This is a genomic window from Pseudomonas fluorescens group sp. PF-1, from assembly GCF_054481335.1.
On the sequence record NZ_JBTMNG010000002.1, the window covers coordinates 654,557 to 678,649 of the forward strand.

General features: G+C 60.7%; 19 protein-coding genes. All 19 read left to right on the plus strand.

Going from position 1 to position 24,093, the window contains the following annotated elements; translation table 11 throughout:
- The first annotated feature begins 151 nt into the window (after nucleotides 1-151).
- The 19 genes from hutU (at nucleotide 152) to ACX3YD_RS17835 (ending at nucleotide 24,034) form a co-directional block, all read left to right on the plus strand.
- The gene (gene hutU / locus ACX3YD_RS17745; RefSeq protein ID WP_103404444.1) at nucleotides 152-1,840 is read left to right on the plus strand and encodes a urocanate hydratase; all 1,689 of its coding nucleotides are present in this window, start codon (nucleotides 152-154) and stop codon (nucleotides 1,838-1,840) included.
- A 78-nt stretch (nucleotides 1,841-1,918) separates the two neighbouring features.
- Nucleotides 1,919-3,391: a purine-cytosine permease family protein gene (locus ACX3YD_RS17750; protein WP_458960628.1), complete on the plus strand. Its 1,473-nt coding sequence runs from the start codon at nucleotides 1,919-1,921 to the stop codon at nucleotides 3,389-3,391.
- 69 nt (nucleotides 3,392-3,460) lie between these two features.
- On the plus strand, nucleotides 3,461-4,429 hold the full coding sequence (locus tag ACX3YD_RS17755) for an ABC transporter substrate-binding protein (RefSeq protein ID WP_458960629.1): 969 nt from the start codon (nucleotides 3,461-3,463) through the stop codon (nucleotides 4,427-4,429).
- A 214-nt stretch (nucleotides 4,430-4,643) separates the two neighbouring features.
- Entirely contained in the window at nucleotides 4,644-5,495 is an 852-nt protein-coding gene (locus ACX3YD_RS17760; protein WP_103396924.1) for an ABC transporter permease, read from the plus strand.
- The gene (locus ACX3YD_RS17765) at nucleotides 5,492-6,322 is read left to right on the plus strand and encodes a quaternary amine ABC transporter ATP-binding protein (protein ID WP_458960630.1); all 831 of its coding nucleotides are present in this window, start codon (nucleotides 5,492-5,494) and stop codon (nucleotides 6,320-6,322) included. Before ACX3YD_RS17760 ends, ACX3YD_RS17765 begins: the two co-directional genes overlap by 4 nt.
- 163 nt (nucleotides 6,323-6,485) lie before the next feature.
- Nucleotides 6,486-8,009, plus strand: a complete 1,524-nt coding sequence (hutH, locus tag ACX3YD_RS17770) for a histidine ammonia-lyase (protein WP_458960631.1) — start codon at nucleotides 6,486-6,488, stop codon at nucleotides 8,007-8,009.
- Between the two features lie 115 nt (nucleotides 8,010-8,124).
- A complete protein-coding gene (gene hutH, locus ACX3YD_RS17775) occupies nucleotides 8,125-9,657 on the plus strand; it encodes a histidine ammonia-lyase (RefSeq protein ID WP_458960632.1) in 1,533 nt (510 codons plus the stop codon).
- 124 nt (nucleotides 9,658-9,781) lie between these two features.
- Nucleotides 9,782-10,987, plus strand: coding sequence for an imidazolonepropionase (hutI, locus tag ACX3YD_RS17780; protein WP_458960633.1), 1,206 nt, complete (start codon nucleotides 9,782-9,784; stop codon nucleotides 10,985-10,987).
- 10 nt (nucleotides 10,988-10,997) lie between these two features.
- Nucleotides 10,998-11,801 carry an N-formylglutamate deformylase gene (gene hutG / locus ACX3YD_RS17785; RefSeq protein WP_458960634.1) on the plus strand — a complete coding sequence of 268 codons (804 nt, stop codon included), beginning with the start codon at nucleotides 10,998-11,000 and terminating at the stop codon, nucleotides 11,799-11,801.
- A 308-nt stretch (nucleotides 11,802-12,109) separates the two neighbouring features.
- Nucleotides 12,110-12,577, plus strand: a complete 468-nt coding sequence (locus ACX3YD_RS17790; protein ID WP_458960635.1) for a DUF3757 domain-containing protein — start codon at nucleotides 12,110-12,112, stop codon at nucleotides 12,575-12,577.
- A gap of 366 nt (nucleotides 12,578-12,943) precedes the next feature.
- On the plus strand, nucleotides 12,944-13,891 hold the full coding sequence (locus tag ACX3YD_RS17795) for a choline ABC transporter substrate-binding protein (RefSeq protein WP_047536402.1): 948 nt from the start codon (nucleotides 12,944-12,946) through the stop codon (nucleotides 13,889-13,891).
- 146 nt (nucleotides 13,892-14,037) lie between these two features.
- A complete protein-coding gene (locus ACX3YD_RS17800; protein ID WP_458960636.1) occupies nucleotides 14,038-14,955 on the plus strand; it encodes an alpha/beta hydrolase in 918 nt (305 codons plus the stop codon).
- 104 nt (nucleotides 14,956-15,059) lie between these two features.
- Nucleotides 15,060-16,031, plus strand: a complete 972-nt coding sequence (gene pip, locus ACX3YD_RS17805) for a prolyl aminopeptidase (RefSeq protein WP_047536406.1) — start codon at nucleotides 15,060-15,062, stop codon at nucleotides 16,029-16,031.
- Complete coding sequence (dtd, locus tag ACX3YD_RS17810; RefSeq protein WP_047536408.1) at nucleotides 16,028-16,465, plus strand: D-aminoacyl-tRNA deacylase; 438 nt, start codon at nucleotides 16,028-16,030, stop codon at nucleotides 16,463-16,465. Before pip ends, dtd begins: the two co-directional genes overlap by 4 nt.
- A gap of 321 nt (nucleotides 16,466-16,786) precedes the next feature.
- The gene (locus ACX3YD_RS17815; RefSeq protein WP_103404524.1) at nucleotides 16,787-18,601 is read left to right on the plus strand and encodes a glucan biosynthesis protein G; all 1,815 of its coding nucleotides are present in this window, start codon (nucleotides 16,787-16,789) and stop codon (nucleotides 18,599-18,601) included.
- Nucleotides 18,594-21,164: a glucans biosynthesis glucosyltransferase MdoH gene (gene mdoH, locus ACX3YD_RS17820; RefSeq protein WP_458960637.1), complete on the plus strand. Its 2,571-nt coding sequence runs from the start codon at nucleotides 18,594-18,596 to the stop codon at nucleotides 21,162-21,164. The genes ACX3YD_RS17815 and mdoH overlap by 8 nt, the downstream gene beginning before the upstream one ends.
- Nucleotides 21,165-21,387: 223 nt before the next feature.
- Nucleotides 21,388-22,185 carry a transporter substrate-binding domain-containing protein gene (locus ACX3YD_RS17825; RefSeq protein ID WP_103404454.1) on the plus strand — a complete coding sequence of 266 codons (798 nt, stop codon included), beginning with the start codon at nucleotides 21,388-21,390 and terminating at the stop codon, nucleotides 22,183-22,185.
- A 162-nt stretch (nucleotides 22,186-22,347) separates the two neighbouring features.
- Nucleotides 22,348-23,307, plus strand: a complete 960-nt coding sequence (locus tag ACX3YD_RS17830) for an amino acid ABC transporter permease (RefSeq protein WP_458960638.1) — start codon at nucleotides 22,348-22,350, stop codon at nucleotides 23,305-23,307.
- Complete coding sequence (locus ACX3YD_RS17835) at nucleotides 23,300-24,034, plus strand: amino acid ABC transporter ATP-binding protein (RefSeq protein ID WP_103404456.1); 735 nt, start codon at nucleotides 23,300-23,302, stop codon at nucleotides 24,032-24,034. The genes ACX3YD_RS17830 and ACX3YD_RS17835 overlap by 8 nt, the downstream gene beginning before the upstream one ends.
- The last annotated feature ends 59 nt before the right edge of the window (nucleotides 24,035-24,093 follow it).

Genomic DNA, 24,093 nt, shown 5'->3' on the forward strand with positions numbered 1-24,093 from the left:
TATGCTTGTATGTACAAGTAAAGACGTATGCGTATGAGTCGATCGAGACTCTCCGCAGCGTCCACTGATTCGCTTGTCGCGCAACGATGCGCACAGGCTGGCTTGCCCCCTGCCAGGGTTGGTTTGAATTGATCGCTGAGGAGTCTTTTTCGTGACTGACAATACCCAGAAACCTACGAAATACCGTGACGTCGAAATCCGCGCTGCCCGCGGCAACAAGCTGACCGCCAAAAGCTGGCTGACCGAAGCGCCGCTGCGCATGCTGATGAACAACCTCGACCCGGAAGTGGCCGAGAACCCGAAGGAACTGGTGGTCTACGGTGGCATCGGTCGTGCGGCGCGTAACTGGGAGTGCTACGACAAAATCGTCGAGAGCCTGACCCACCTGAACGACGACGAGACCCTGCTGGTGCAATCCGGCAAGCCGGTCGGCGTGTTCAAGACCCACACCAACGCCCCGCGCGTATTGATCGCCAACTCCAACCTGGTGCCGCACTGGGCGAACTGGGAACACTTCAACGAACTGGACGCCAAAGGCCTGGCCATGTACGGCCAGATGACCGCCGGCAGCTGGATCTACATCGGCAGCCAGGGCATCGTCCAGGGCACCTACGAAACCTTCGTCGAAGCCGGTCGCCAGCACTACAACGATGATCTGAAAGGCCGTTGGGTCCTGACTGCAGGTCTGGGTGGCATGGGTGGCGCTCAACCTCTGGCTGCAACTCTGGCTGGCGCTTGCTCGCTGAACATCGAATGCCAACAGGTGAGCATCGATTTCCGCCTGAAGAGCCGTTACGTCGACGAGCAAGCCAAAGACCTCGACGACGCACTGGCCCGTATCGCCAAGTACACCGCCGAAGGCAAGGCCATCTCCATCGCGCTGCTGGGCAACGCCGCTGAAATCCTCCCGGAACTGGTCCGTCGCGGTGTGCGCCCGGACATGGTCACCGACCAGACCAGCGCCCACGACCCGCTCAACGGTTATCTGCCGGCCGGCTGGACCTGGGAGCAATACCGCGCTCGCGCCAAGACCGAACCTGCCGCTGTGATCAAGGCCGCCAAGCAATCGATGGCGGTGCACGTCAAAGCGATGCTCGACTTCCAGAAGCAAGGCATCCCGACCTTCGACTACGGCAACAACATCCGTCAGATGGCCCAGGAAGAAGGCGTTGAAAACGCCTTCGACTTCCCGGGTTTCGTACCGGCGTACATCCGTCCGCTGTTCTGCCGTGGCATCGGCCCGTTCCGTTGGGCGGCACTGTCGGGCGATCCGCAAGACATCTACAAGACCGACGCCAAGGTCAAGGAACTGATCCCGGACGACGCGCACCTGCACAACTGGCTGGACATGGCCCGCGAGCGCATCAGCTTCCAGGGCCTGCCGGCACGTATCTGCTGGGTCGGCCTGGGCTTGCGCGCCAAACTCGGCCTGGCGTTCAACGAAATGGTACGCAGCGGCGAGCTGTCGGCGCCGATCGTGATCGGTCGCGACCACCTCGATTCCGGCTCGGTTGCCAGCCCGAACCGTGAAACCGAATCGATGCAGGATGGTTCCGATGCCGTGTCCGACTGGCCACTGCTCAACGCCCTGCTGAACACCGCGAGCGGCGCGACCTGGGTGTCCCTGCACCACGGCGGCGGCGTCGGCATGGGCTTCTCCCAGCACTCGGGCATGGTGATTGTCTGCGACGGTACCGACGAAGCGGCCGAGCGTATCGCTCGCGTGCTGCATAACGACCCGGCCACCGGTGTCATGCGTCACGCCGATGCCGGTTACCAGATCGCCATTGATTGCGCCAAGGAACAGGGCCTGAACCTGCCGATGATCACCGGCAAGTAATGCTTGCCCCTGTAGGAGCGGGCTCGCTCCCACAGGGGAGCCCACCCACCCACAATAACAATCCACAGAGGTTGAACCATGGCTGTCAGCAGCGAACGTGCTGGTAACAAACCGTTGATCGAAAAGCGTTCGATTGACTACATCCCGGAGGCGGAAAGACACGGTCGTCTGTTGAGCCAGTTCACCCTGTGGATGGGTGCCAACCTGCAAATCACCGCGATTGTCACCGGGGCCCTGGCCGTGGTGTTGGGCGGTGACGTGTTCTGGTCGTTGATCGGGCTGTTGATCGGTCAACTGCTCGGCGGCGCCGTCATGGCCCTGCATGCCGCGCAAGGGCCCAAGCTTGGCCTGCCGCAGATGATCTCCAGCCGTGTGCAGTTCGGCGTTTATGGCGCGGCCATCCCGATCGTGCTGGTCTGTTTGATGTACCTCGGTTTCACGGCAACGGGAACCGTGCTTTCCGGCCAGGCGCTGGGCCAGTTGTTTGGCGTCAGCGACAGCGTCGGCATCCTTCTTTTCGCCAGTGTCATCGTGCTGGTCACGGTACTTGGTTATCGAGTGATCCACTGGATCGGCCGTGTTGCCAGTGTCATTGGCGTGATTGCCTTTGTTTATCTGTTCAGCCGTTTGATGAGCCAGGTTGATGTTGGCGCGCTGTTGCAAATCCGCCACTTCAGCTGGAGCAGCTTCCTGTTGGCGGTGTCGCTCGCGGCGTCCTGGCAGATCGCTTTCGGCCCTTACGTGGCTGACTATTCCCGCTACTTGCCGAGCAAGATTTCCTCGGTAAAGACCTTCTTTGCCGCAGGCGCGGGTTCGGTCATTGGCGCACAGGTGGCGATGGTCCTTGGCGTGTTCGCCGCCGCGTCGGCCAACGGGCAATTCGCCGGCCATGAAGTGGCCTACATCGTGGGTCTGGGCGGTACCGGTGCCACCGCTGCGCTGCTGTACTTCAGCATCGCGTTCGGCAAGGTCACCATTTCCACGCTGAACTCCTACGGCAGCTTCATGTGCATTGCGACCATCATCAGCGGTTTCCGGGGTGATCTGAAGGTCACGCGCTTGCAGCGTCTGGTCTTCGTGCTGGTCATTGTCGGTGCCGCGACCCTGATGGCGTTGCTCGGTCAGCACTCGTTCCTCGGTGCGTTCAAGTCCTTCATCCTGTTCCTGCTGGCGTTCTTTACGCCATGGAGCGCGATCAACCTGGTGGACTACTACTGCATCACCCGCGAGCGTTACGACGTGCCGGCGCTGGCCGACCCGAAGGGTCGCTACGGTCGTTGGAACGTCCTCGGCATCAGCGTCTATGTTTTCGGTGTGCTGGTGCAGTTGCCGTTCATTTCCACCAAGTTCTACACCGGTTCGCTGGTCGCCGCCCTGGGTGATGTGGATATTTCCTGGATCATCGGTCTGGTGCTGCCGGCAGCCCTGTACTACGTGTGTGCGAAAAAATGGCACGGCACAGTACCCGACCACCTGATTCTGCCGGTCGAGCAGAACAGCCTTGTACAACCTGAAACACGTGGGGCCGGCCGCGCTGCGGCGCAGGCCTGATTGGACGTTGCCAGGGCTGGATGCCTCTTGACTGCCGTAAGCCAATTCATGATTAGGAGCGTCACAACAATGAAATCGAACAAGACCCTGCTGACCACTTTGCTTTCCATGGGCCTGCTGGCCAGCGCCGGCGCCACTCAGGCGGCGGGTTGGTGCGAGTCGGGTAAACCGGTGAAATTTGCCGGCCTGAACTGGGAAAGCGCCATGCTCCTGACCGACGTGCTGCAAGTCGTGTTGGAGAAAGGCTACGACTGTAAGACCGACAGTCTGCCGGGCAACTCCATCACCATGGAAAACGCCCTGAGCAGTAATGACATCCAAGTGTTTGCCGAAGAGTGGGTTGGCCGCAGCGAGGTCTGGAACAAGGCTGATAAGGCCGGCAAAGTCATCGGTGTGGGTGCTCCGGTCGTGGGCGCTGTCGAAGGCTGGTACGTGCCGCGCTACGTGATCGAAGGCGATGCCAAGCGCAAGCTGGAAGCCAAGGCGCCGGATCTGAAAGCCATTGCCGACCTGGGTAAATACTCGGCGATTTTCAAGGACGCCGAAGAACCGTCCAAGGGCCGTTTCTACAACTGCCCGGCCGGGTGGACCTGCGAACTCGACAACAGTGAAATGCTGAAAAGCTACGGCCTGGAAAGCAGCTACACCAACTTCCGCCCAGGCACCGGCCCGGCGCTGGATGCTGCCGTATTGTCGAGCTACAAGCGTGGCGAGCCGATCCTGTTCTACTACTGGTCGCCAACGCCGCTGATGGGCCAGGTCGACGTGGTCAAACTGGAAGAAAAACCAGGCGTCGACAAGACCGTGAGCATCAAGGTCGGCCTGTCCAAGACGTTCCATGACGAAGCGCCGGAACTGGTGGCCGTGCTGGAAAAGGTCAACCTGCCGATCGACCTGCTGAACCAGAACCTGGGTCGCATGACCAAGGAGCGGATCGAGTCGCCGAAACTGGCCAAGATCTTCCTGAAGGAACATCCTGAAGTCTGGCATGCATGGGTGAGCGAAGACGCAGCCAAAAAGATCGACGCTGCGCTTTGAAAACTACTTCGTGCTGGGAGCCTACGGCTCTACGCGAGGCAATACTGCGTTGAAAGCAGGCTCAAAATGCTCATTGACTAAAGTCAACTCCGCTTTCTCGCCTGCTTTCGCCTTGTCTTGCCTTCGCTCGCTACGTTTTCAAACAGCTTGTTTATAAGGGCAAGCTTTTCAGCACCGCAAGCGGTGCTGAAAAGCCCTTGATTGAGAGCTTCTTATGTTTCCCGAAAGCTTTACCTTTTCCATCGCCGACTGGGTCAACGGTTGGGTCGATTCACTGGTCACCAACTACGGCGACGTGTTCCGGCACATCTCCGACACCCTGTTGTGGGCCATCGTCAATCTCGAAAGCCTGCTGCGCGCGGCGCCCTGGTGGCTGATGCTGGCCATCGTGGCGGGCGTGGCCTGGCACGCGACCCGTAAGGTCGTGACCACCGCCGTGATCGTCGGCTTGTTGTTCCTGGTAGGTGCGGTCGGCCTCTGGGACAAGCTGATGCAAACCCTGGCGCTGATGATGGTGGCAACGATCATCTCGGTGCTGATCGGCATTCCGCTGGGCATTCTCTCGGCGCGCAGCAATCGCCTGCGTTCGGTGCTGATGCCGTTGCTGGACATCATGCAGACCATGCCGAGCTTCGTGTACCTGATCCCGGTGCTGATGCTGTTTGGCCTGGGCAAGGTCCCGGCGATTTTCGCCACGGTGATCTACGCCGCACCACCGCTGATCCGTCTGACCGACCTGGGCATTCGCCAGGTCGACGGCGAAGTGATGGAAGCGATCAACGCCTTCGGCGCCAACCGCTGGCAGCAACTGTTCGGCGTGCAGCTGCCGCTGGCCCTGCCGAGCATCATGGCGGGTATCAACCAGACCACCATGATGGCCCTGTCGATGGTGGTGATCGCCTCGATGATCGGCGCCCGTGGCCTGGGTGAAGACGTGCTGGTGGGGATTCAGACCCTCAACGTCGGACGTGGCCTGGAAGCCGGTCTGGCGATCGTGATTCTGGCAGTGGTGATCGACCGCATTACACAAGCGTACGGTCGCGCACGGCATGAGGTGAGCAAATGAACAAGGCAACCGTGAGCAAGATTGAAGTCAAAAACGTCTTCAAGATTTTCGGCAACCGTGCCAAGGACGCGCTGGCCATGGTTGGCCAGGGCAAGACCAAGGATCAGGTACTGGCTGAAACCGGTTGTGTGGTCGGTGTGAACGACCTGTCGCTGAGCATCGGCAGCGGCGAGATCTTCGTGATCATGGGCCTGTCGGGTTCCGGAAAATCCACCCTGGTACGCCACTTCAACCGCCTGATCGACCCGACCAGCGGCGCGATCCTGGTGGACGGCGTGGACATCCTGCAATACGACATGGAAGCCTTGCGCGAATTTCGCCGTCGCAAGATCAGCATGGTGTTCCAGAGCTTCGGCCTGTTGCCGCACAAGACCGTGCTGGACAACGTCGCCTACGGCCTGAAGATCCGTGGCGAGAGCAAGCAGATGTGTGCCGAGCGCGCGCTGCACTGGATCAACACCGTGGGCCTCAAGGGCTACGAGAACAAATACCCGCACCAGCTCTCGGGCGGCATGCGTCAGCGCGTGGGCCTGGCCCGTGCATTAGCGGCGGACACCAACATCATTTTGATGGACGAAGCCTTCAGTGCGCTTGACCCGCTGATTCGCGCCGAAATGCAGGACCAGTTGCTGGAACTGCAAAAGACCCTGCACAAGACCATCGTCTTCATCACCCACGACCTCGACGAGGCCGTGCGCATCGGCAACCGCATCGCGATCCTCAAGGACGGCCGCCTGATCCAGGTCGGCACGCCGAAAGAGATCCTGCATTCGCCAGCCGATGAGTATGTCGACCGCTTCGTGCAGCGTCGGGCGGCGGTGGTTTAAGAGATTTTGCGGTGAGTGAGCTGGCCACTTCGCTGGCAGGCCAGCTCCCACAGCAATAGGTTGTGTTGCACAGAGGGTGTGCACACCCCTGAACACTGTGGGAGCTGGCTTGCCAGCGATGGCGTCGGCGATGCTGCATCAATATTCAGGTATGAGGTTGAAGATGTCCCAGGCTGAAAAAATCGTTATCACCGAGGCGCAGGTAGGTTGGCAGGACGTGGTCGCCGTCGCCCGTCATGGCGCACAGCTGGAGCTGTCGGCGCCGGTCTGGGCACGGATTGAAAACGCGCAGGCCATCGTCCAGCGCATCGTCACCAGCGGCGAGCGCGCCTACGGCATCAACACCGGCCTGGGCGCGTTGTGCAACGTTTCGCTGCAGGACGAACAACTCAGTCAGTTGTCGCGTAACACCCTGCTGAGCCACGCCTGCGGCGTCGGCGCCCCGCTGAGCGATGAGCAGACTCGCTCAATCATGTGCGCCGCTATCGTCAACTACAGCCACGGTAAATCCGGGCTGCATCGCCAAGTGGTTGAAGCGCTGCTGGCGCTGCTCAACCGTGGCATCACCCCGCAAGTGCCATCCCAGGGCTCGGTGGGCTACCTGACCCACATGGCTCATATCGGCATCGCCCTGCTGGGCGTCGGTAATGTGAGCTATCGCGGGCAGATCGTTTCCGCGCAGCAGGCCCTGGCAGAAGAAGGGCTGCAACCGGTCAAGCTGGGTGCCAAGGATGGGTTGTGCCTGGTCAACGGCACGCCCTGCATGACCGGCCTGAGCTGCCTGGCGATTGCCGATGCCACGCGCCTGCTGCATTGGGCGGACGTGGTCGGCGCCATGAGTTTCGAAGCCCAGCGCGGCCAGATCGACGCCTTCGATGCCGAGATCATCGCGCTCAAGCCGCATCCGGGCATGCAGCAGGTCGGGATCAACCTGCGGGCCTTGCTCGACGGCAGCGAAGTGATTGCCCGGAGCAAGGGTATTCGCACCCAGGACGCGCTGAGCATTCGCTCGATCCCGCAGGTGCATGGCGCGGCCCGTGACCAATTGGTGCACGCGACCCGACAGATCGAAACCGAACTCAACAGCGCCACCGACAACCCGCTGGTGCTGGGCACCGCAGACAATTACCGCGTGGTGTCCCAGGCCAACCCGCACGGCCAGTCCGTGGCACTGGCGGCGGACCTGCTGGCCATCGCCATGGCGGAAATCGGCTCCATTGCCGAGCGTCGCCTGGACCGTTTGATCAACCCGCATGTCAGCGGCCTGCCGGCCTTCCTGGTGGCCAACCCGGGGGTGAACTCCGGGATGATGATCGTGCAATACGTCGCCGCTTCCTTGTGCGCGGAAAACCGCCAATTGGCGCAACCGGCGGTGCTCGACAACTACGTCACCTCGGGCCTGCAGGAAGATCACCTGAGCCTGGGCACCAACGCCGCGCTGAAACTGCACCGCGCCCTGGAGAACTGCACGCAGATCCTCGCCATCGAGTACTTGCTGGCGGCCCAGGCGTTTGAGTTTTTGAAAGAGCAGCGCTTCGGTGCGGGCACCGATGCGGCGTGGCGCCTGCTGCGTGAGCGGGTTCCGGCCTACGATCAGGACCGTTGGTTGGCACCGGATATCGCCGCTGCCGCCAGCGTTCTGAAAGACCCTGCTTTGCTGCAGAAAGCCTTACCGAATTTGAACTGATTTCCCTGAAAACCAGCGTGCCAAGGCGCGGCTCCCCAAAAGGGAGACGCGACGGACAACGGACATCTCCGGAGCGTCTGGTTAGTTAGTAAAAAACTCTCAAAAGGAGCACAAAATGACTGCGCTAAACCTGATCCCCGGCCAACTGAGCCTGGCCCAACTGCGTGATGTCTATCAGCAGCCGGTGACACTGACCCTCGACCACAGCGCTTCGGCCCAGATCGAAGCCAGCGTCGCTTGCGTGGAACAGATCCTCGCCGAGAACCGTACCGCGTACGGCATCAACACCGGCTTCGGCCTGCTGGCCTCGACCCGCATTGCCAGCGAAGACCTGGAAAACCTTCAGCGCTCGCTGGTGCTGTCCCACGCGGCCGGTGTCGGCCAACCGATCAGCGACGACCTGGTGCGCTTGATCATGGTGCTCAAGGTCAACAGCCTGAGCCGTGGTTTCTCCGGCATTCGCCGGGTGGTGATCGACGCGCTGATTGCCCTGATCAACGCCGAGGTTTACCCGCACATTCCGCTGAAAGGCTCGGTCGGTGCCTCCGGTGACCTCGCACCGTTGGCGCACATGTCGCTGGTGCTGCTGGGCGAAGGCAAGGCACGTTACAAAGGCGAGTGGATGGAAGCGACCGAAGCGCTGAAAGTCGCCGGCCTGACCCCGCTGACCCTGGCTGCGAAAGAAGGCCTGGCGCTGCTCAATGGCACCCAGGTGTCCACCGCGTTTGCCCTGCGCGGCCTGTTCGAAGGTGAAGACCTGTTCGCTGGCGCCCTGGCCCTGGGTGGCCTGACCGTTGAAGCGGTACTGGGCTCGCGCTCGCCGTTCGATGCGCGCATCCACGCTGCCCGTGGCCAGAAAGGCCAGATCGACGCCGCTGCCGCCTATCGCGATCTGCTGGGCGAGCGCAGCGAAGTCTCCGACTCCCACGAGAATTGCGAAAAGGTCCAGGACCCGTACTCCCTGCGTTGCCAGCCGCAAGTCATGGGCGCTTGCCTGACCCAGTTCCGCCAGGCGGCCGAAGTGCTGGCCATCGAAGCCAACGCCGTCTCGGACAACCCGTTGGTGTTCGCCGCTGAAGGCGATGTGATCTCCGGCGGTAACTTCCACGCCGAACCGGTGGCCATGGCCGCCGACAACATGGCGCTGGCCATCGCGGAAATCGGCTCCCTGAGCGAGCGCCGCATCTCGTTGATGATGGACAAGCACATGTCGCAACTGCCGCCGTTCCTGGTGGCCAATGGCGGCGTGAACTCCGGTTTCATGATCGCCCAGGTGACCGCGGCGGCACTGGCCAGCGAGAACAAGGCCCTGTCCCATCCGCATTCGGTGGACAGCCTGCCGACGTCCGCCAACCAGGAAGACCATGTGTCCATGGCCCCGGCGGCGGGCAAGCGTCTGTGGGAAATGGCCGAGAACACCCGCGGGATTCTCGCCGTTGAATGGCTGGCAGCGGTTCAAGGCCTGGACCTGCGCAACGGTCTGAAGACCTCGCCGAAACTGGAACAGGCCCGGGCGATTCTGCGTAAAGAAGTGCCGTTTTATGAGAAAGACCGTTTCTTCGCGCCGGACATCAACGCGGCCACCGAGTTGCTGGCGTCGCGTTGCCTGAACGACCTGGTGCCGGCGAAGTTGCTGCCGAGCCTGTAATGGCCAATCGCGGGCAAGCCCGCTCCCACAGGGATTTGCTGTGAACGCAGCATTGCAGGCAACCCCGATTCCTGTGGGAGCTGGCTTGCCAGCGAATCGATTTTGAACAAGACGAGGACTTGGGATGAAAACCCTCTGGCAACACTGCCACGTCGCAACCATGGCGCAAGGCGTCTACTCGATCATCGAGGATGCGGCCATCGTGACGTCCGGTGCGCACATTGAATGGGTTGGCCCGCGCGCTGAACTGCCGACGGGCGAGTACTCGACGGTCACTGATTTGAACGGGGCCTGGGTGACGCCGGGCCTGATCGACTGCCACACCCACACGGTGTTCGGCGGGAACCGCAGCGGTGAGTTCGAGAAGCGCCTGCAAGGCGTCAGCTACGCGGAAATCGCAGCAAGCGGTGGTGGCATCGCCAGCACCGTACGCGCCACCCGCGCGGCCAGCGAAGATGAGCTGTTCGCCAGCGCCGCCAGGCGTCTGAAAAGCCTGATGCGTGATGGCGTCACCAGTATCGAAATCAAATCCGGTTACGGCCTCGACCTGGCCAACGAACGCAAGATGCTGCGGGTGGCCCGTCGCCTCGGCGCCGAGCTGCCGATCAGCGTGCGCAGCACTTGCCTGGCCGCCCATGCGTTGCCGCCGGAGTATGTGGATCGCGCCGACGACTACATCGATCACATCTGCGCCGAGATGCTCCCGGCCCTGGCCGCCGAAGGGCTGGTGGATGCGGTGGATGCGTTTTGCGAATACCTGGCGTTTTCCCCGGCGCAGGTCGAGCGGGTGTTCATCACCGCCCAGGAACTGGGGTTGCCGGTGAAACTGCACGCCGAGCAGTTGTCGTCGTTGCACGGTTCGACCCTGGCGGCGCGTTACCACGCACTGTCCGCCGATCATCTGGAATTCATGACCGAGGACGACGCCATCGCCATGGCCAAGTCCGGCACGGTCGCGGTGCTGCTGCCCGGCGCTTTTTACTTCCTGCGCGAAACCCAATTGCCGCCGATGGACGCCCTGCGCAAGCACGGGGTGAAAATCGCCATCGCCAGTGACCTCAACCCCGGCACTTCACCGGCATTGTCGTTGCGCCTGATGCTGAACATGGCGTGCACCTGTTTCCGTATGACCCCGGAAGAAGCCCTGGCCGGCGCCACGATTCACGCCGCCACTGCCCTGGGCATGGCCGACACCCACGGCTCGCTGGAGGTGGGCAAGGTCGCGGATTTCGTCGCCTGGCAAATCGATCGTCCCGCTGACCTGTCTTACTGGCTGGGCGGTGATCTGGAAAAACGCGTCGTACGTCACGGCGTCGAAACGAGTCTGTAGGAGAGCAGTTGTGGATAAGGTTCTGAACTTCAAACAAGGCCGCGTGCCACTGCTGATCAGCATGCCCCACGCCGGTGTGCGCCTGACCCCGGCGGTCGAGGCCGGGTTGATCCCGGCCGCGAAAAGCCTGCCGGACACCGACTGGCACATCCCGCTGCTTTACGATTTCGCCGCCGAACTGGGCGCCAGTACCCTGGCCGCCGAGTATTCGCGGTTCGTCATCGACCTGAACCGGCCGTCCGACGACAAACCGTTGTACGTGGGTGCGACCACCGGCCTGTACCCGGCGACGCTGTTTGACGGTGTGCCACTGTTCCGCGAAGGGCTGGAGCCTTCGAAAGAAGAGCGTGCGACTTATCTGGAGCAGATCTGGACGCCCTACCACGGCACCTTGCAGCAGGAGCTGGCGCGCCTCAAAGCCGAATTCGGCTATGCGCTGTTGTTCGATGCCCACTCGATTCGCTCGATCATCCCGCACCTGTTCGACGGCAAACTGCCGGACTTCAACCTCGGCACCTTCAATGGCGCCAGTTGCGATCCACAGCTTGCGACTCAATTGGAAGCGATCTGCGCCGCACACCCGGACTACAGCCATGTGCTGAACGGACGCTTCAAGGGCGGCCACATCACCCGGCATTACGGCAACCCGGCGCAGAACATCCATGCCGTGCAACTGGAGTTGGGGCAGTGCACGTACATGGAAGAGTTCGAGCCGTTCCGCTATCGGGCAGATCTGGCGGAGCCCACGCAGGTGGTGTTGAAGGAGTTGTTGCAAGGTCTGCTGGCGTGGGGTGAAAAGCATTACAGAGCTTGAGGCCCTGGTGTGACGCTTGCGGTGAGGGAGCTTGCTTGCGCCTCGGCGGCGAAGCCGTCGTAAAACCGTAAAGTCGCGTTTTTCTGGCGAAACGCAGTTGAATGATAGGGGGACAGCTGCGCAGTCCGGCGGGAGCAAGTGCCCTTTCATCGTAACAGTCGGGTGGTTGGGCGATTCCTCTTCGGGATATTCAAGAAGATGCCTACAAGTCCTGTTGCCGTATGCCGAGCTTTTCCTGTCTGAAAGTAATTACTGTTTGAACGAGAGGGAACTCGTTACTCAAGTCATTATTTTTGGAAGGTGTATCAATGAAATTTAAAGCAATAACAGCTGCGATATTAAGCGCGTGCGCATTGGAAGCTCAGGCATTGGACATTGATCATTGCCCTTTGCCCCAGCATATAAAAAACACACTGGGTATCTATACGGCACCGACTGTGAGCCGCAAGGGGCAATGGATCGGGACCGCGTCCGCTTCTCGCACAGCGGCAGATGACCGTTATTCAACAGCAGCGGTGTCGGCTTTCCAGGGTGCGGTGTTTTATACGACAGAGCAAAATGGTACGAGCCGCGGGGTTTTGAGTCGCTGCATGTACTTGAATGACAGTAGAGAACACTTGGACTTGTACTATCGCCCGGACGTACGACCCGATCTCGCGGTCAAATTGCTTGACCTGAAACACTGGAAACTTCAGCCCGCGACTTCAACCGGATTAGTTACTTACGTGTGCAAAAACAAGCAGCAGGGTGGATGCGTTTTTGCGGTCGTTGAATGACGTATTCCAGGCAGCTGATTGACCGTCATTGCAATGCAAAAAAACACGGTCAGCACAGTCCGCTTTTTCCGCTCCTTTGCTGCATGAACATCCCAAGCATCGGAACAGGTTTTTGTGTCGAGGTAGCCGACGCGGGTGGTGTTGAAGTAGTTGTTGCAAGGCCTGCTCGCCTGGGGTGAAAAACAGTACGGGCATTAAGGCTTGGTACGGTCTCTGTAGGAGCGAGCTCGCTCCTACAAGTCGCCACCGTGCAAAACACGGTCGCCTCAGTTCGCTTTTGCCTCTCGTCTGCTGCGTAATGTTCTGGCCACGGTGCACAAAGACACCGGCCTCGACAATAATCCGCTGCCGCACGAGATCATTCTGATGAAAAGACTGTTCACCCGCTGTCTCTCAATCCTCTGCGGCACCGCTCTGCTGAGCACCAGCGCCCTGGCGGCTGATGACGCTTCCTGCAAAGCCGTGCGCATGGGCGTGGTCAACTGGACCGACGTGATCGCCACCAGCGGCATGGCTGATGTATTGCTCAACGGCCTGGGCTATGAAAGCAAGCAAACCAGCGCCGTGCAGCAAATCATCTTCGCCGGCATCCGCGACAAGCGCCTCGATATTTTCCTCGGTTACTGGAAGCCGGCGATGGACAAAAACATCGCGCCGTTCCTGGCCGCCAATCAAGTGAAGGTCCTGGACAAACCCAGCCTGGCCGACGCCCAGGCGACGCTCGCCGTGCCTGATTATGTCGCCGCCGCCGGTTTGAAAACCTTTGCCGATATCGCCAGGTTCAAGGATCAGCTCGGGGGCAAGATCTATGGCATCGAACCGGGCAGTGGCGCCAACACCACCATCAAAACCATGATCGAGACCAATCACTTCGGCCTCAAGGACTTCAAGCTGATCGAGTCCGGAGAAGCCGGCATGCTCGCTGCCGTGCAACGGGCGGTGAACCGCAAGGAGTTCGTGGTGTTCGTCGGCTGGACCCCGCACCCGATGAACATCAACATGAAAATCGCTTACCTGACCGGCAGCGAAGACGTCTACGGGCCGAACGAAGGGGCGGCGACCGTTTCCACCGTGACCGCCCCGGATTACGCCGAGCGCTGCCCGAACGTCAATCGGCTGCTTGAGAACCTGACCTTCACCGCCGCCCAGGAAAGTCAGTTGATGGTGCCGATCATGGAACGCCAGACGGCGCAGGACGTTGCCAGAAAATGGCTGCGTGAACACCCGGAGGACCTTCAGCGCTGGCTGGCGGGTGTCAGCAGTTTTGACGGCAAGGATGGCGTGGCAGCGGTGCAGGCCAGTCTGAAAAACTGACACCCAAACCCTGTAGGAGCTCGCTCGCGATAAACCCGAGAACACCGCGGGGTATCAGGCTTACCGCGTTATCGTTGGCCATTATCGCGAGCAGGCTCGCTCCTACAGGGGTATACATTCCTCCTCCCTGAACGGGCAGCAGTCTCATGGCGCCTTATCCGCTTTGCGAACAGATGACGGCTTTCGTCGAGAAAACCGTCAGTTTCAACAGCACTGACAGCAGCCTCGCCGGATTGCGCCAGGCCTACAGCGAGATGTGCAGGGCGTTCACCCCGCCACGTCCCGCTGGCCTCTACGTGGTGGACTTTGAATTGTCCGGTGTCCCGGTGCGGTCCTATCAACCGCCGGTTTCGCCGCCGACCGGTGGTGCGCCGTGCATTGTTTATCTGCATGGCGGCGGGTGGGTCGTAGGGGGCCTGGACTCCCACGACTTCATCTGTGCCGAACTGGCGTCGACCCTGGGCGTGCTGGTGATCGCGGTCGATTACCGGCTCGCGCCGGAGCATCCGTTTCCGGCGGCGTTCGATGACTGTCTGAAGGTCTGGCGCGGGTTGCGAAGCGGGCCTTTCCGTCTCGACCCCCAACGCACGCTGGTGGCCGGTGACAGCGCCGGCGGCAATCTGGCCGCTGCACTGTGCCTGGCATTGCGTGACGCGGGTGAGCCCGTGCCGGCCGCGCAAGTGCTGATCTATCCGGGGCTGGGTGGCGATCAACATCTGGCGTCGCGCAGTGAATGCATTGATGCGCCGTTGTTGAGCGGCAGTGATGTGGATTGTTACCACGCCTTGTACCTGCGAGGCACCCCGCAGCCTGGGCCCTATGCGATGCCGTTGCTCGCCGCGGATCTTCGCCGATTGCCGCCGGCCTTCATCGCGGTGGCGCAATTCGATCCGCTGCGCGATGACGGTGTGCTGTATGCCGAGCGACTGAACGCTGCCGGCGTAGCTGCGACGTTGTATTACGGCGAGGGCCTGGTACACGGTTGTCTCCGGGCGCGGGGGCAGGTAGCCGAGGTCGACAGGCTCTATGAAAACCTGCTCGGTTATCTGGCGCCCAGACTCTGACTCTGCAAGGGCATGCTCATTGGCGTAATTCGGGTTTATGATGCCCAACGGCAGAATAATTGAAGTCCCCCCAGGGATGACCCAGACCCCTTACGGAGCGCGCAATGCAGACTTTGTACCCGCAGATCAAACCCTACGCCCGGCATGATCTGGCTGTCGATGAAACCCATACGCTCTACGTCGACGAAAGCGGTTCACCGGAAGGGTTGCCGGTCGTGTTCATCCACGGCGGCCCCGGCGCCGGGTGTGACGCCCAGAGTCGCTGCTACTTCGATCCAAATCTGTATCGCATTGTTACCTTCGACCAGCGCGGCTGCGGCCGTTCCACGCCCCACGCCAGCCTGGAAAACAACACCACCTGGGATCTGGTCGCCGACCTTGAGCGGATTCGCAAACACCTGGGCATTGAAAAATGGGTGCTGTTCGGTGGCTCCTGGGGGTCGACCCTGGCGCTGGCCTACGCGCAAACCCACCCGGAACGTGTGCACGGTCTGATCGTGCGCGGGATTTTTCTCTGCCGGCCGCAGGAAATCGAGTGGTTCTACCAGGCCGGTGCCAGTCGTCTGTTCCCCGATTACTGGCAGGACTACATTGCGCCGATCCCGCTGGACGAGCGCCACGACTTGCTCACGGCCTTCCACAAGCGTCTGACCGGCAACGATCAAATCGCTCAGATGCATGCGGCCAAGGCCTGGTCCACCTGGGAAGGCCGGACCGCGACCCTGCGTCCCAATCCGCTGTTGGTCGATCGTTTCTCCGAACCGCAGCGTGCACTGTCGATCGCCCGTATCGAGTGCCACTACTTCACCAACAACGCCTTCCTCGAGCCGAACCAGTTGATTCGCGACATGGGCAAAATCGCCCATTTGCCCGGCGTGATCGTCCACGGTCGTTATGACGTGATTTGCCCGCTGGATAACGCCTGGGAACTGCACCAGGCCTGGCCGAACAGCGAGCTGCAAATTATCCGTGACGCCGGTCATGCCGCCGCTGAACCGGGGATTACCGACGCCTTGGTACGTGCCGCTGATCAGATGGCACGGCGCCTGCTCGACCTGGCGCCTGAAGAAGCATGAAGGGGCTGCTGCAGCGCGTGCGTGGCGCGCGGGTCGAGGTGACGGGCGAGGTGGTCGGAGCAATCGACCAGGGTTTGCTGGTGCTGGTAGCCGTCGAGCCCGAGGACACTCGGGCCAGCGCCGACAAACTTCTCAATAAGCTGCTTAACTATCGAGTGTTCAGTGACGCCGAGGGCAAGATGAATCTGTCCCTGGCGGACGTGGGCGGCGGGTTGCTGCTGGTCTCGCAGTTCACCCTGGCCGCCGACACCAAGAGCGGGTTGCGCCCGAGTTTCTCGACCGCAGCCCCTCCGGCCCTGGGCGAGGAGCTTTTCGACTATCTATTAGGCAAAGCGAAACAGGTGCATGGCACTGTGGCATCAGGTAGATTCGGCGCGGATATGCAGGTGCACCTGGTCAATGATGGCCCGGTAACCTTCCTGTTACAGACGTAAAACCGCTCGAAACCCTGTTTCGCGCCGTTTTCGACTGAAAACAGGGGTTTTTCCCGATAAATACTTTGTTACCCCTGATGCGTTGTAACGCGGGCTACTAGATAATCGCGCGCTACGGGGATCAGCGTTCGTTGGTCCATTTTGACTTAGGTAGAGACTTGTCCTGAACCGTTTGGGGAATCATTTAGCCCCATCGGAGTCGGAACAATGCTCGCCAACTTGGCAAGAGTGGTCTGTAAGGCCGGTTTTTTCGTACCGGATTCCGTACATACCCTTTAACTGGCCGTTGGTTTTTTGATCTGTTTTCGGCGAGGGTTGCTCGTGATTGTTAGTCCCTGTAACGCACCAAAATTGTCTGCCAAACGGTTTCGTAGCGCTCTGGTAGCGGGCTCTGCTCTGCTCACCTTGCTCAGCGCCGGCCAGCTTTGGGCTTTCAATCTGGATGATGTCTCGGCCAAGGCAAAAGAACTGGCCGGGCAAAAATACGAAGCGCCGCGCAGTAACCTGCCGAACGAATTCCGCGAGATGAAATTCGCGGACTATCAGAAAATTCGTTTTCTGACGGAAAAAGCCGAATGGGCGGACCAGAAAACCCCGTTCAAGCTGTCGTTCTATCACCAGGGCATGCACTTCGATACGCCGGTGAAAATCAACGAAATCACGGCGAACAACGTCGAAGAGATCAAATACGACCCAAGTCGCTTCGACTTCGGCGACGTGAAATTCGATCCAAAGGCCACCGAACAACTGGGCTACGCCGGATTCCGTGTGCTGTACCCGGTCAACAAGGCTGACAAGCAAGACGAAATCATGACCATGCTCGGCGCGAGTTATTTCCGCGTTGTCGGCAAGGGCCACGTCTATGGCTTGTCCGCTCGCGGCATGGCGATCGATACCGCGCTGCCGTCCGGTGAAGAATTCCCGCGTTTTCGCGAATTCTGGATTCAACAGCCCAAACCGGGCGACAAGCACCTGGTGATCTTCGCGTTGCTGGACTCGCCACGGGCGACCGGTGCCTATCGCCTGATCCTGCGTCCGGGCAGCGACACCATCGTCGACGTCAAGGCGCAGATGTTCCTGCGTGACAAAGTCACCAAGCTTGGCGTTGCGCCGCTGACCAGCATGTACCTGTTCGGGGCCAACCAGCCGTCGAAAGTGCTGAACTATCGTCGCGAACTGCATGATTCCAGCGGTCTGTCGATCCACGCCGGTAACGGCGAGTGGATCTGGCGTCCGCTGAACAACCCTAAACACCTGGCCGTGAGCAACTTCTCGGTCGAAAACCCGCGCGGTTTCGGGCTGCTGCAACGTGGTCGTGACTTCAGCCACTATGAAGATCTCGACGACCGCTACGACAAGCGCCCAAGTGCCTGGATCGAACCGAAAGGCGATTGGGGCAAGGGCTCCGTCGATCTGGTAGAGATTCCGACCGCCGACGAAACCAACGACAATATCGTGGCTTTCTGGAGCCCGGAAAAACTGCCGGAACCAGGCCAGCCGCTCGATGTCGCCTATCGTATGCACTGGACCATGGACGAAGCGTCCATCCACGCTCCGGACAGCGCCTGGGTCAAGCAGACCCTGCGCTCCACCGGTGACGTGAAACAGTCCAACCTGATTCGTCAGCCGGACGGTAGCGTCGCCTATCTGGTGGACTTCGAAGGCCCGTCCCTGGCGGCACTGCCAGAGAATACGGACGTTCGCAGCCAGGTGAGCGTTGGCGACAACGCCGAGCTGGTGGAAAACAGCGTGCGCTACAACCCTGAAACCAAGGGCTGGCGCCTGACCCTGCGCATGAAGATCAAGGACCCGAGCAAGTCCACCGAGATGCGTGCGGCGCTGGTTCAGAACGTCACGCCTGCCGACCTGGCCAAGACTTCGATTCCGGCCTCCAGCTCCTCCGTGGCCAAGGCCGACAAGGTCGCCGCCAAACAACAGGAGAAAGCGGACAAGGAAGCCAAGCAGACCGAGGCCAAACAGGGTGACGCCAAGCCGGTTGCAGAAGCCAAGGACAAGGCCAATAAAGACGCCAAGCAGCCTGTCGCTGCCGATGCGGCCCCAGCCACACCGGAATCGGCATCGACTGAAGAAGTCCTGACCGAGACCTGGAGCTATCAGTTGCCTGCCGATGAGTAATTCACACGTACAGCCAGAGACTCTGTCCGAGTACCTGGCGCACCTGCCGATGACCGACCAGCAGCGCGCGGAACTCGCGGGCTGCCAGTCCTTCAGCGAACTGCACGAACGTCTGTCGTCCTCGACTTTCGACGCCCCGACCGATGCCGCCCAGGCCTCGGTCGGCAAGCGCCTGACCCTGAGTACCGCCGAAGAGTTGCAGGACGCCGAAATGCTGGTGCTCGACGCCAACGGTCGGGTCTGCCTCAAGGCGACCCCGCCGATCCGTCGGACCAAAGTCGTGCCGGAGCCATGGCGCACCAATATCCTGGTGCGTGGCTGGCGCCGGTTGACCGGCCGCACCAATCCACCAGCGCCGCCAAAAGATGAGCGTGTGCTGCCGGCTGCGCGCTGGCGCACCGTGGGTTCGATCCGTCGCTACATTCTGTTGCTGCTGATGCTGGGCCAGACCATCGTGGCTGGCTGGTACATGAAAGGCATCATGCCGTACCAGGGCTGGTCGTTCGTCGACCTCGAAGAAGTCCTGCACCAACCGCTGCTGCAAACCGCCACGCAAGTGCTGCCGTATGCGTTGCAGACCAGCATCCTGATCCTGTTCGGGATTCTGTTCTGCTGGGTTTCCGCCGGTTTCTGGACGGCACTGATGGGCTTCCTGGAGTTGCTCACCGGTCACGACAAGTACCGCATTTCCGGCGCCAGCGCCGGCAATGAGCCGATTCCGAAAGACGCGCGCACTGCACTGGTGATGCCGATCTGCAACGAAGACGTGCCTCGGGTATTTGCCGGTCTGCGCGCGACCTTCGAGTCGGTCGCGGCCACGGGTGACCTGGATCGCTTCGACTTCTTCGTCCTGAGCGACAGTAACGACGCCGACATCTGCGTTGCCGAGCAACAGGCCTGGCTGGACGTCTGCCGTGAGGCCGGTGGCTTCGGCAAGATCTTCTATCGCCGCCGTCGTCGTCGCGTCAAGCGCAAGAGCGGTAACCTCGACGACTTCTGCCGTCGTTGGGGCGGTGACTACAAATACATGGTCGTACTCGACGCCGACTCGGTGATGAGCGGTGAGTGCCTGACCAGTCTGGTGCGCTTGATGGAAGCCACGCCGGACGCCGGGATCATCCAGACCGCGCCGCGTGCGTCGGGCATGGACACCCTGTATGCGCGCATGCAGCAGTTCGCCACCCGTGTGTACGGCCCGCTGTTCACCGCCGGCTTGCACTTCTGGCAGTTGGGCGAATCCCACTACTGGGGCCACAACGCGATCATTCGCATGAAGCCGTTTATCGACCACTGCGCCTTGGCGCCGTTGCCCGGTAAAGGCGCGTTTTCCGGTGCGATTCTGTCCCACGACTTCGTTGAAGCCGCGCTGATGCGCCGTGCCGGCTGGGGCGTGTGGATTGCCTACGACCTGCCGGGCAGCTACGAAGAATTGCCGCCGAACCTGCTGGACGAACTCAAGCGTGACCGTCGCTGGTGCCACGGCAACCTGATGAACTTCCGCCTGTTCCTGGTAAAAGGCATGCACCCGGTACACCGCGCGGTGTTCCTCACCGGTGTGATGTCTTACCTGTCGGCGCCGTTGTGGTTCTTCTTCCTCGTGCTGTCGACCGCGCTGCTGGCGGTCAACACGTTGATGGAGCCGCAGTACTTCCTCGAACCGCGCCAGCTCTATCCGCTGTGGCCACAATGGCACCCGGACAAGGCCATTGCGCTGTTCTCGACCACCATCGTGCTGCTGTTCCTGCCGAAACTGTTGAGCATCATCCTGATCTGGGCCAAGGGCGCGAAAGAGTTCGGTGGCAAGTTCAAGGTGACCCTGTCCATGTTGCTGGAGATGCTGTTCTCCATGCTGCTGGCGCCGGTGCGGATGATTTTCCACACCCGTTTCGTCCTAGCCGCGTTCCTCGGCTGGGCCGCGACCTGGAACTCGCCGCAGCGTGACGACGACTCCACGCCATGGAGCGAAGCGGTAAAACGCCACGGTCCGCAAACCGTGCTCGGCTTCTTCTGGGCCTTGCTGGTGATCTGGCTGAACCCGAGCTTCCTCTGGTGGCTGGTGCCGATTGTCGGTTCGTTGATGCTGTCGATCCCGGTATCGGTGATTTCCAGCCGTGTCGGCCTGGGCCTCAAGTCCCGTGACGAGAGCCTGTTCCTGATCCCCGAGGAATACAATCCGCCGCAGGCGTTGCTGGCCACTGACCAGTACACCCACGAAAACCGCTGGCATGCACTGAACGACGGCTTCATCCGTGCGGTGGTCGATCCTCAGCAGAACGCCCTGGCGTGCTCGCTGGCGACCTCCCGTCACCGTGAGGCGGAACCGATCGAGTGGCTGCGCGTCGAGCGCGTACGGCATGCGATGAAAGTCGGGCCTGAAGGGCTGACCAACAATGAGCGCGTGCAACTGTTGAGCGACCCGGTGGCATTGGCTCGCCTGCATGAGCAGGTCTGGAGCGAAGGTCACCAGGAGTGGCTGGGCGCGTGGCGCAAGTCGGTCATGGCCGACCCCCATGCACCGCTGCTGCCGCTCAAGCCCGTGAGCGTTCAGCCACAGTTGGCCTGATGAAAAAACCCGCGAAAGCGGGTTTTTTTATGATCGTTCGCCAGTGATGGGGCCACCAGCATCAGGCAACAAATCCTGCCTAAACCCTTGTGCAATCGAGTGAGTGCGTTAGCATCCGTCCCCGAATGGGTGCGCCCGGACCGTTTTGTGTCCGTATCTGTCTGTTTTTATTAGAAAACTGTCGATTTGGCGCCGCAAATGCAATGGTTTTGGGGGCTTGAAGATGAAGAAGTATCTGTCGATGCTGCTGGTCGGCGTCACGGCATTGGTTGCAGTCAACGCGGCACAGGCCGGTGCCATCGATGACGCGGTCAAACGCGGCACCTTGAAAGTCGGCATGGACCCGACCTACATGCCATTCGAAATGACCAACAAGCGTGGCGAGATCATCGGTTTTGAAGTCGACCTCCTCAAAGCCATGTCCAAGGCGATGGGCGTCAAGCTGGAGCTGGTGTCCACCGGTTACGACGGCATCATCCCGGCCCTGCTTACCGACAAGTTCGACATGATCGGCAGCGGCATGACCCTGACCCAGGAACGTAACCTGCGCCTGAACTTCAGCGAACCCTTCATCGTGGTCGGCCAGACGTTGCTGATCCGCAAGGAGCTGGAGGGCACCATCAAGTCCTACAAAGACCTGAACGCCGCCGACTACCGCATCACTTCCAAACTCGGCACGACGGGCGAGTTGGTCGCCAAAAAGTTGATCGCCAAAGCCAAATACCATGGCTACGACAACGAGCAGGAAGCCGTGCTCGACGTGGTCAACGGCAAGGCGGATGCCTTCATCTACGACGCGCCTTACAACGTGGTCGCGGTGAACAAGGTCGGCAACGGCAAACTGGTGTTCCTCGACAAGCCGTTCACCTACGAGCCCCTGGCGTTTGGTCTGAAGAAGGGTGACTACGACAGCATCAACTTCATCAACAACTTCCTGCACCAGATCCACGAAGACGGCACCTACGATCGTATCCATGACAAGTGGTTCAAGAGCACCGAGTGGCTCAAGGACATGGAGTAACACTCGGTCACGTAGACCGCGTCGCTGCAATCGCGAGCAAGCTCGCTCCCTCGGTTGATCCGGTTGAGCCCAGGTTTTGTGCCCGGCACAGCCCCTGTGGGAGCGAGCTTGCTCGCGATTGCGGCCTGCCATGCGATACAGAATTCGGAACTTGCAAAATAGATGAAACAGAAAAAAGCCCAATGGCCCTGGCACGCATTGACCGTGCTGGTGCTGATCGGCCTGGCTGGTGCGTTGTATTACGCCACCTCGCTGATGTCCTACGAATGGCGCTGGAACCGCGTTCCGCAATACTTTGCCTACCACGCCGAAGAGTCCCAGCGCGCCGCCGACCTCTCCACCGTCAGCGAACTGGTGCGCAAGGGCGACAAGGCTGAAGTGACCCTGCGCAACGATGCGGGCGACGAGCAACGCCTGATCGTCGATGACAGCAGCCTGCAAGTCGCCCAGGGCGATGATGTGGCCGAAGGCGATGTCATCGGCGTGACCCGTCATTGGGCCGCAGGACCGTTGCTGTGGGGCCTCTGGACCACCTTGTGGCTGTCGGTGGTGTCCGGCGTGCTCGGTTTGCTGATCGGTCTCGCCACCGGTCTGTGCCGGCTGTCGAACAACCCGACCCTGCGCGACCTCTCGACCCTTTACGTCGAACTGGTGCGCGGTACGCCGTTGCTGGTACAGATTTTCATTTTCTACTTCTTCATCGGTACGGTGATGAACCTGTCCCGGGAGTTCGCCGGGATCGCCGCGCTGTCGCTGTTCACGGGTGCCTATGTGGCGGAAATCATCCGTTCCGGCGTGCAGTCGATCGCCCGTGGCCAGAACGAAGCCGCGCGTTCGCTGGGCTTGAGTGCCGGCCAGTCGATGCGTCACGTGGTGTTGCCGCAAGCGTTCAAACGCGTGCTGCCACCCCTGGCCGGGCAGTTCATCAGCCTGGTCAAGGACACTTCGCTGGTCTCGGTGATCGCGATTACCGAGCTGCTGAAAAGCGGTCGCGAAGTCATCACCACCTCGTTTTCGCCGTTCGAAATCCTGTTCTGCGTCGCCGGCCTGTACCTGTTGATCAACCTGCCGCTGTCGAAAATCGCCAGCCGGCTTGAGCGGAGGCTCGCGCAAAGTGATTGAAGTCCGCGATCTGGTAAAAGTCTTCGACACCCGTGGCCAGGTGGTGCGCGCGGTGGATAACGTCAGCACAACCGTCGCCAAGGGCGAAGTGTTAGTGGTGATCGGCCCCTCCGGTTCCGGCAAGTCGACCTTTCTGCGCTGCCTCAATGGCCTGGAAGAATTCGATTCGGGTTCGGTGAGCATTGACGGTTTGCAACTGGCCGACCCGAAAACCGATGTGAATGCCTATCGTCGCGAAGTCGGCATGGTGTTTCAGCATTTCAACCTGTTCCCACACATGACCGTGCTGGAAAACCTCTGTCTGGCGCAGAAGGTCGTGCGCAAGCGTGGCAAGAAAGAGCGCGAGGCCAAGGCCATGGCATTGCTGGAAAAGGTCGGTATTGCGCAGAAGGCCAATGAGTTCCCCTCGCGCCTGTCCGGCGGCCAGCAGCAGCGCGTGGCGATTGCCCGGGCGCTGGCGATGGAGCCGAAGGTCATGCTGTTCGACGAGCCGACGTCGGCGCTGGACCCGGAGATGGTCGGTGAAGTGCTGGACGTGATGAAAAACCTGGCCGTGGAAGGCATGACCATGGTTTGCGTCACCCACGAAATGGGTTTCGCCCGGGAAGTGGCGGACCGGGTGCTGTTCTTCGATCACGGCAAATTGCTGGAAGACGCCTCACCGGCGGAGTTCTTCGATGCACCGAAGGATCCGCGGGCGCAGGCGTTTTTGCGGCAGGTCCTTTAAAAGCAACGGCCTGGGGGGCCGCTAATCGCTAGCAGGCTAGCTCCCACAGGGTTTGGTGT

Excerpts from the sequence above, each read along its gene's own strand:
- ACX3YD_RS17750 (WP_458960628.1), top strand. The coding sequence starts at position 1,919 with ATGGCTGTCAGCAGCGAACGTGCTGGTAACAAACCGTTGATCGAAAAG.
- ACX3YD_RS17755 (WP_458960629.1), top strand. The coding sequence starts at position 3,461 with ATGAAATCGAACAAGACCCTGCTGACCACTTTGCTTTCCATGGGCCTG.
- ACX3YD_RS17760 (WP_103396924.1), top strand. The coding sequence starts at position 4,644 with ATGTTTCCCGAAAGCTTTACCTTTTCCATCGCCGACTGGGTCAACGGT.
- ACX3YD_RS17765 (WP_458960630.1), top strand. The coding sequence starts at position 5,492 with ATGAACAAGGCAACCGTGAGCAAGATTGAAGTCAAAAACGTCTTCAAG.
- hutH (WP_458960631.1), top strand. The coding sequence starts at position 6,486 with ATGTCCCAGGCTGAAAAAATCGTTATCACCGAGGCGCAGGTAGGTTGG.
- hutH (WP_458960632.1), top strand. The coding sequence starts at position 8,125 with ATGACTGCGCTAAACCTGATCCCCGGCCAACTGAGCCTGGCCCAACTG.
- hutI (WP_458960633.1), top strand. The coding sequence starts at position 9,782 with ATGAAAACCCTCTGGCAACACTGCCACGTCGCAACCATGGCGCAAGGC.
- ACX3YD_RS17790 (WP_458960635.1), top strand. The coding sequence starts at position 12,110 with ATGAAATTTAAAGCAATAACAGCTGCGATATTAAGCGCGTGCGCATTG.
- ACX3YD_RS17795 (WP_047536402.1), top strand. The coding sequence starts at position 12,944 with ATGAAAAGACTGTTCACCCGCTGTCTCTCAATCCTCTGCGGCACCGCT.
- ACX3YD_RS17800 (WP_458960636.1), top strand. The coding sequence starts at position 14,038 with ATGGCGCCTTATCCGCTTTGCGAACAGATGACGGCTTTCGTCGAGAAA.
- pip (WP_047536406.1), top strand. The coding sequence starts at position 15,060 with ATGCAGACTTTGTACCCGCAGATCAAACCCTACGCCCGGCATGATCTG.
- dtd (WP_047536408.1), top strand. The coding sequence starts at position 16,028 with ATGAAGGGGCTGCTGCAGCGCGTGCGTGGCGCGCGGGTCGAGGTGACG.
- mdoH (WP_458960637.1), top strand. The coding sequence starts at position 18,594 with ATGAGTAATTCACACGTACAGCCAGAGACTCTGTCCGAGTACCTGGCG.
- ACX3YD_RS17825 (WP_103404454.1), top strand. The coding sequence starts at position 21,388 with ATGAAGAAGTATCTGTCGATGCTGCTGGTCGGCGTCACGGCATTGGTT.
- ACX3YD_RS17830 (WP_458960638.1), top strand. The coding sequence starts at position 22,348 with ATGAAACAGAAAAAAGCCCAATGGCCCTGGCACGCATTGACCGTGCTG.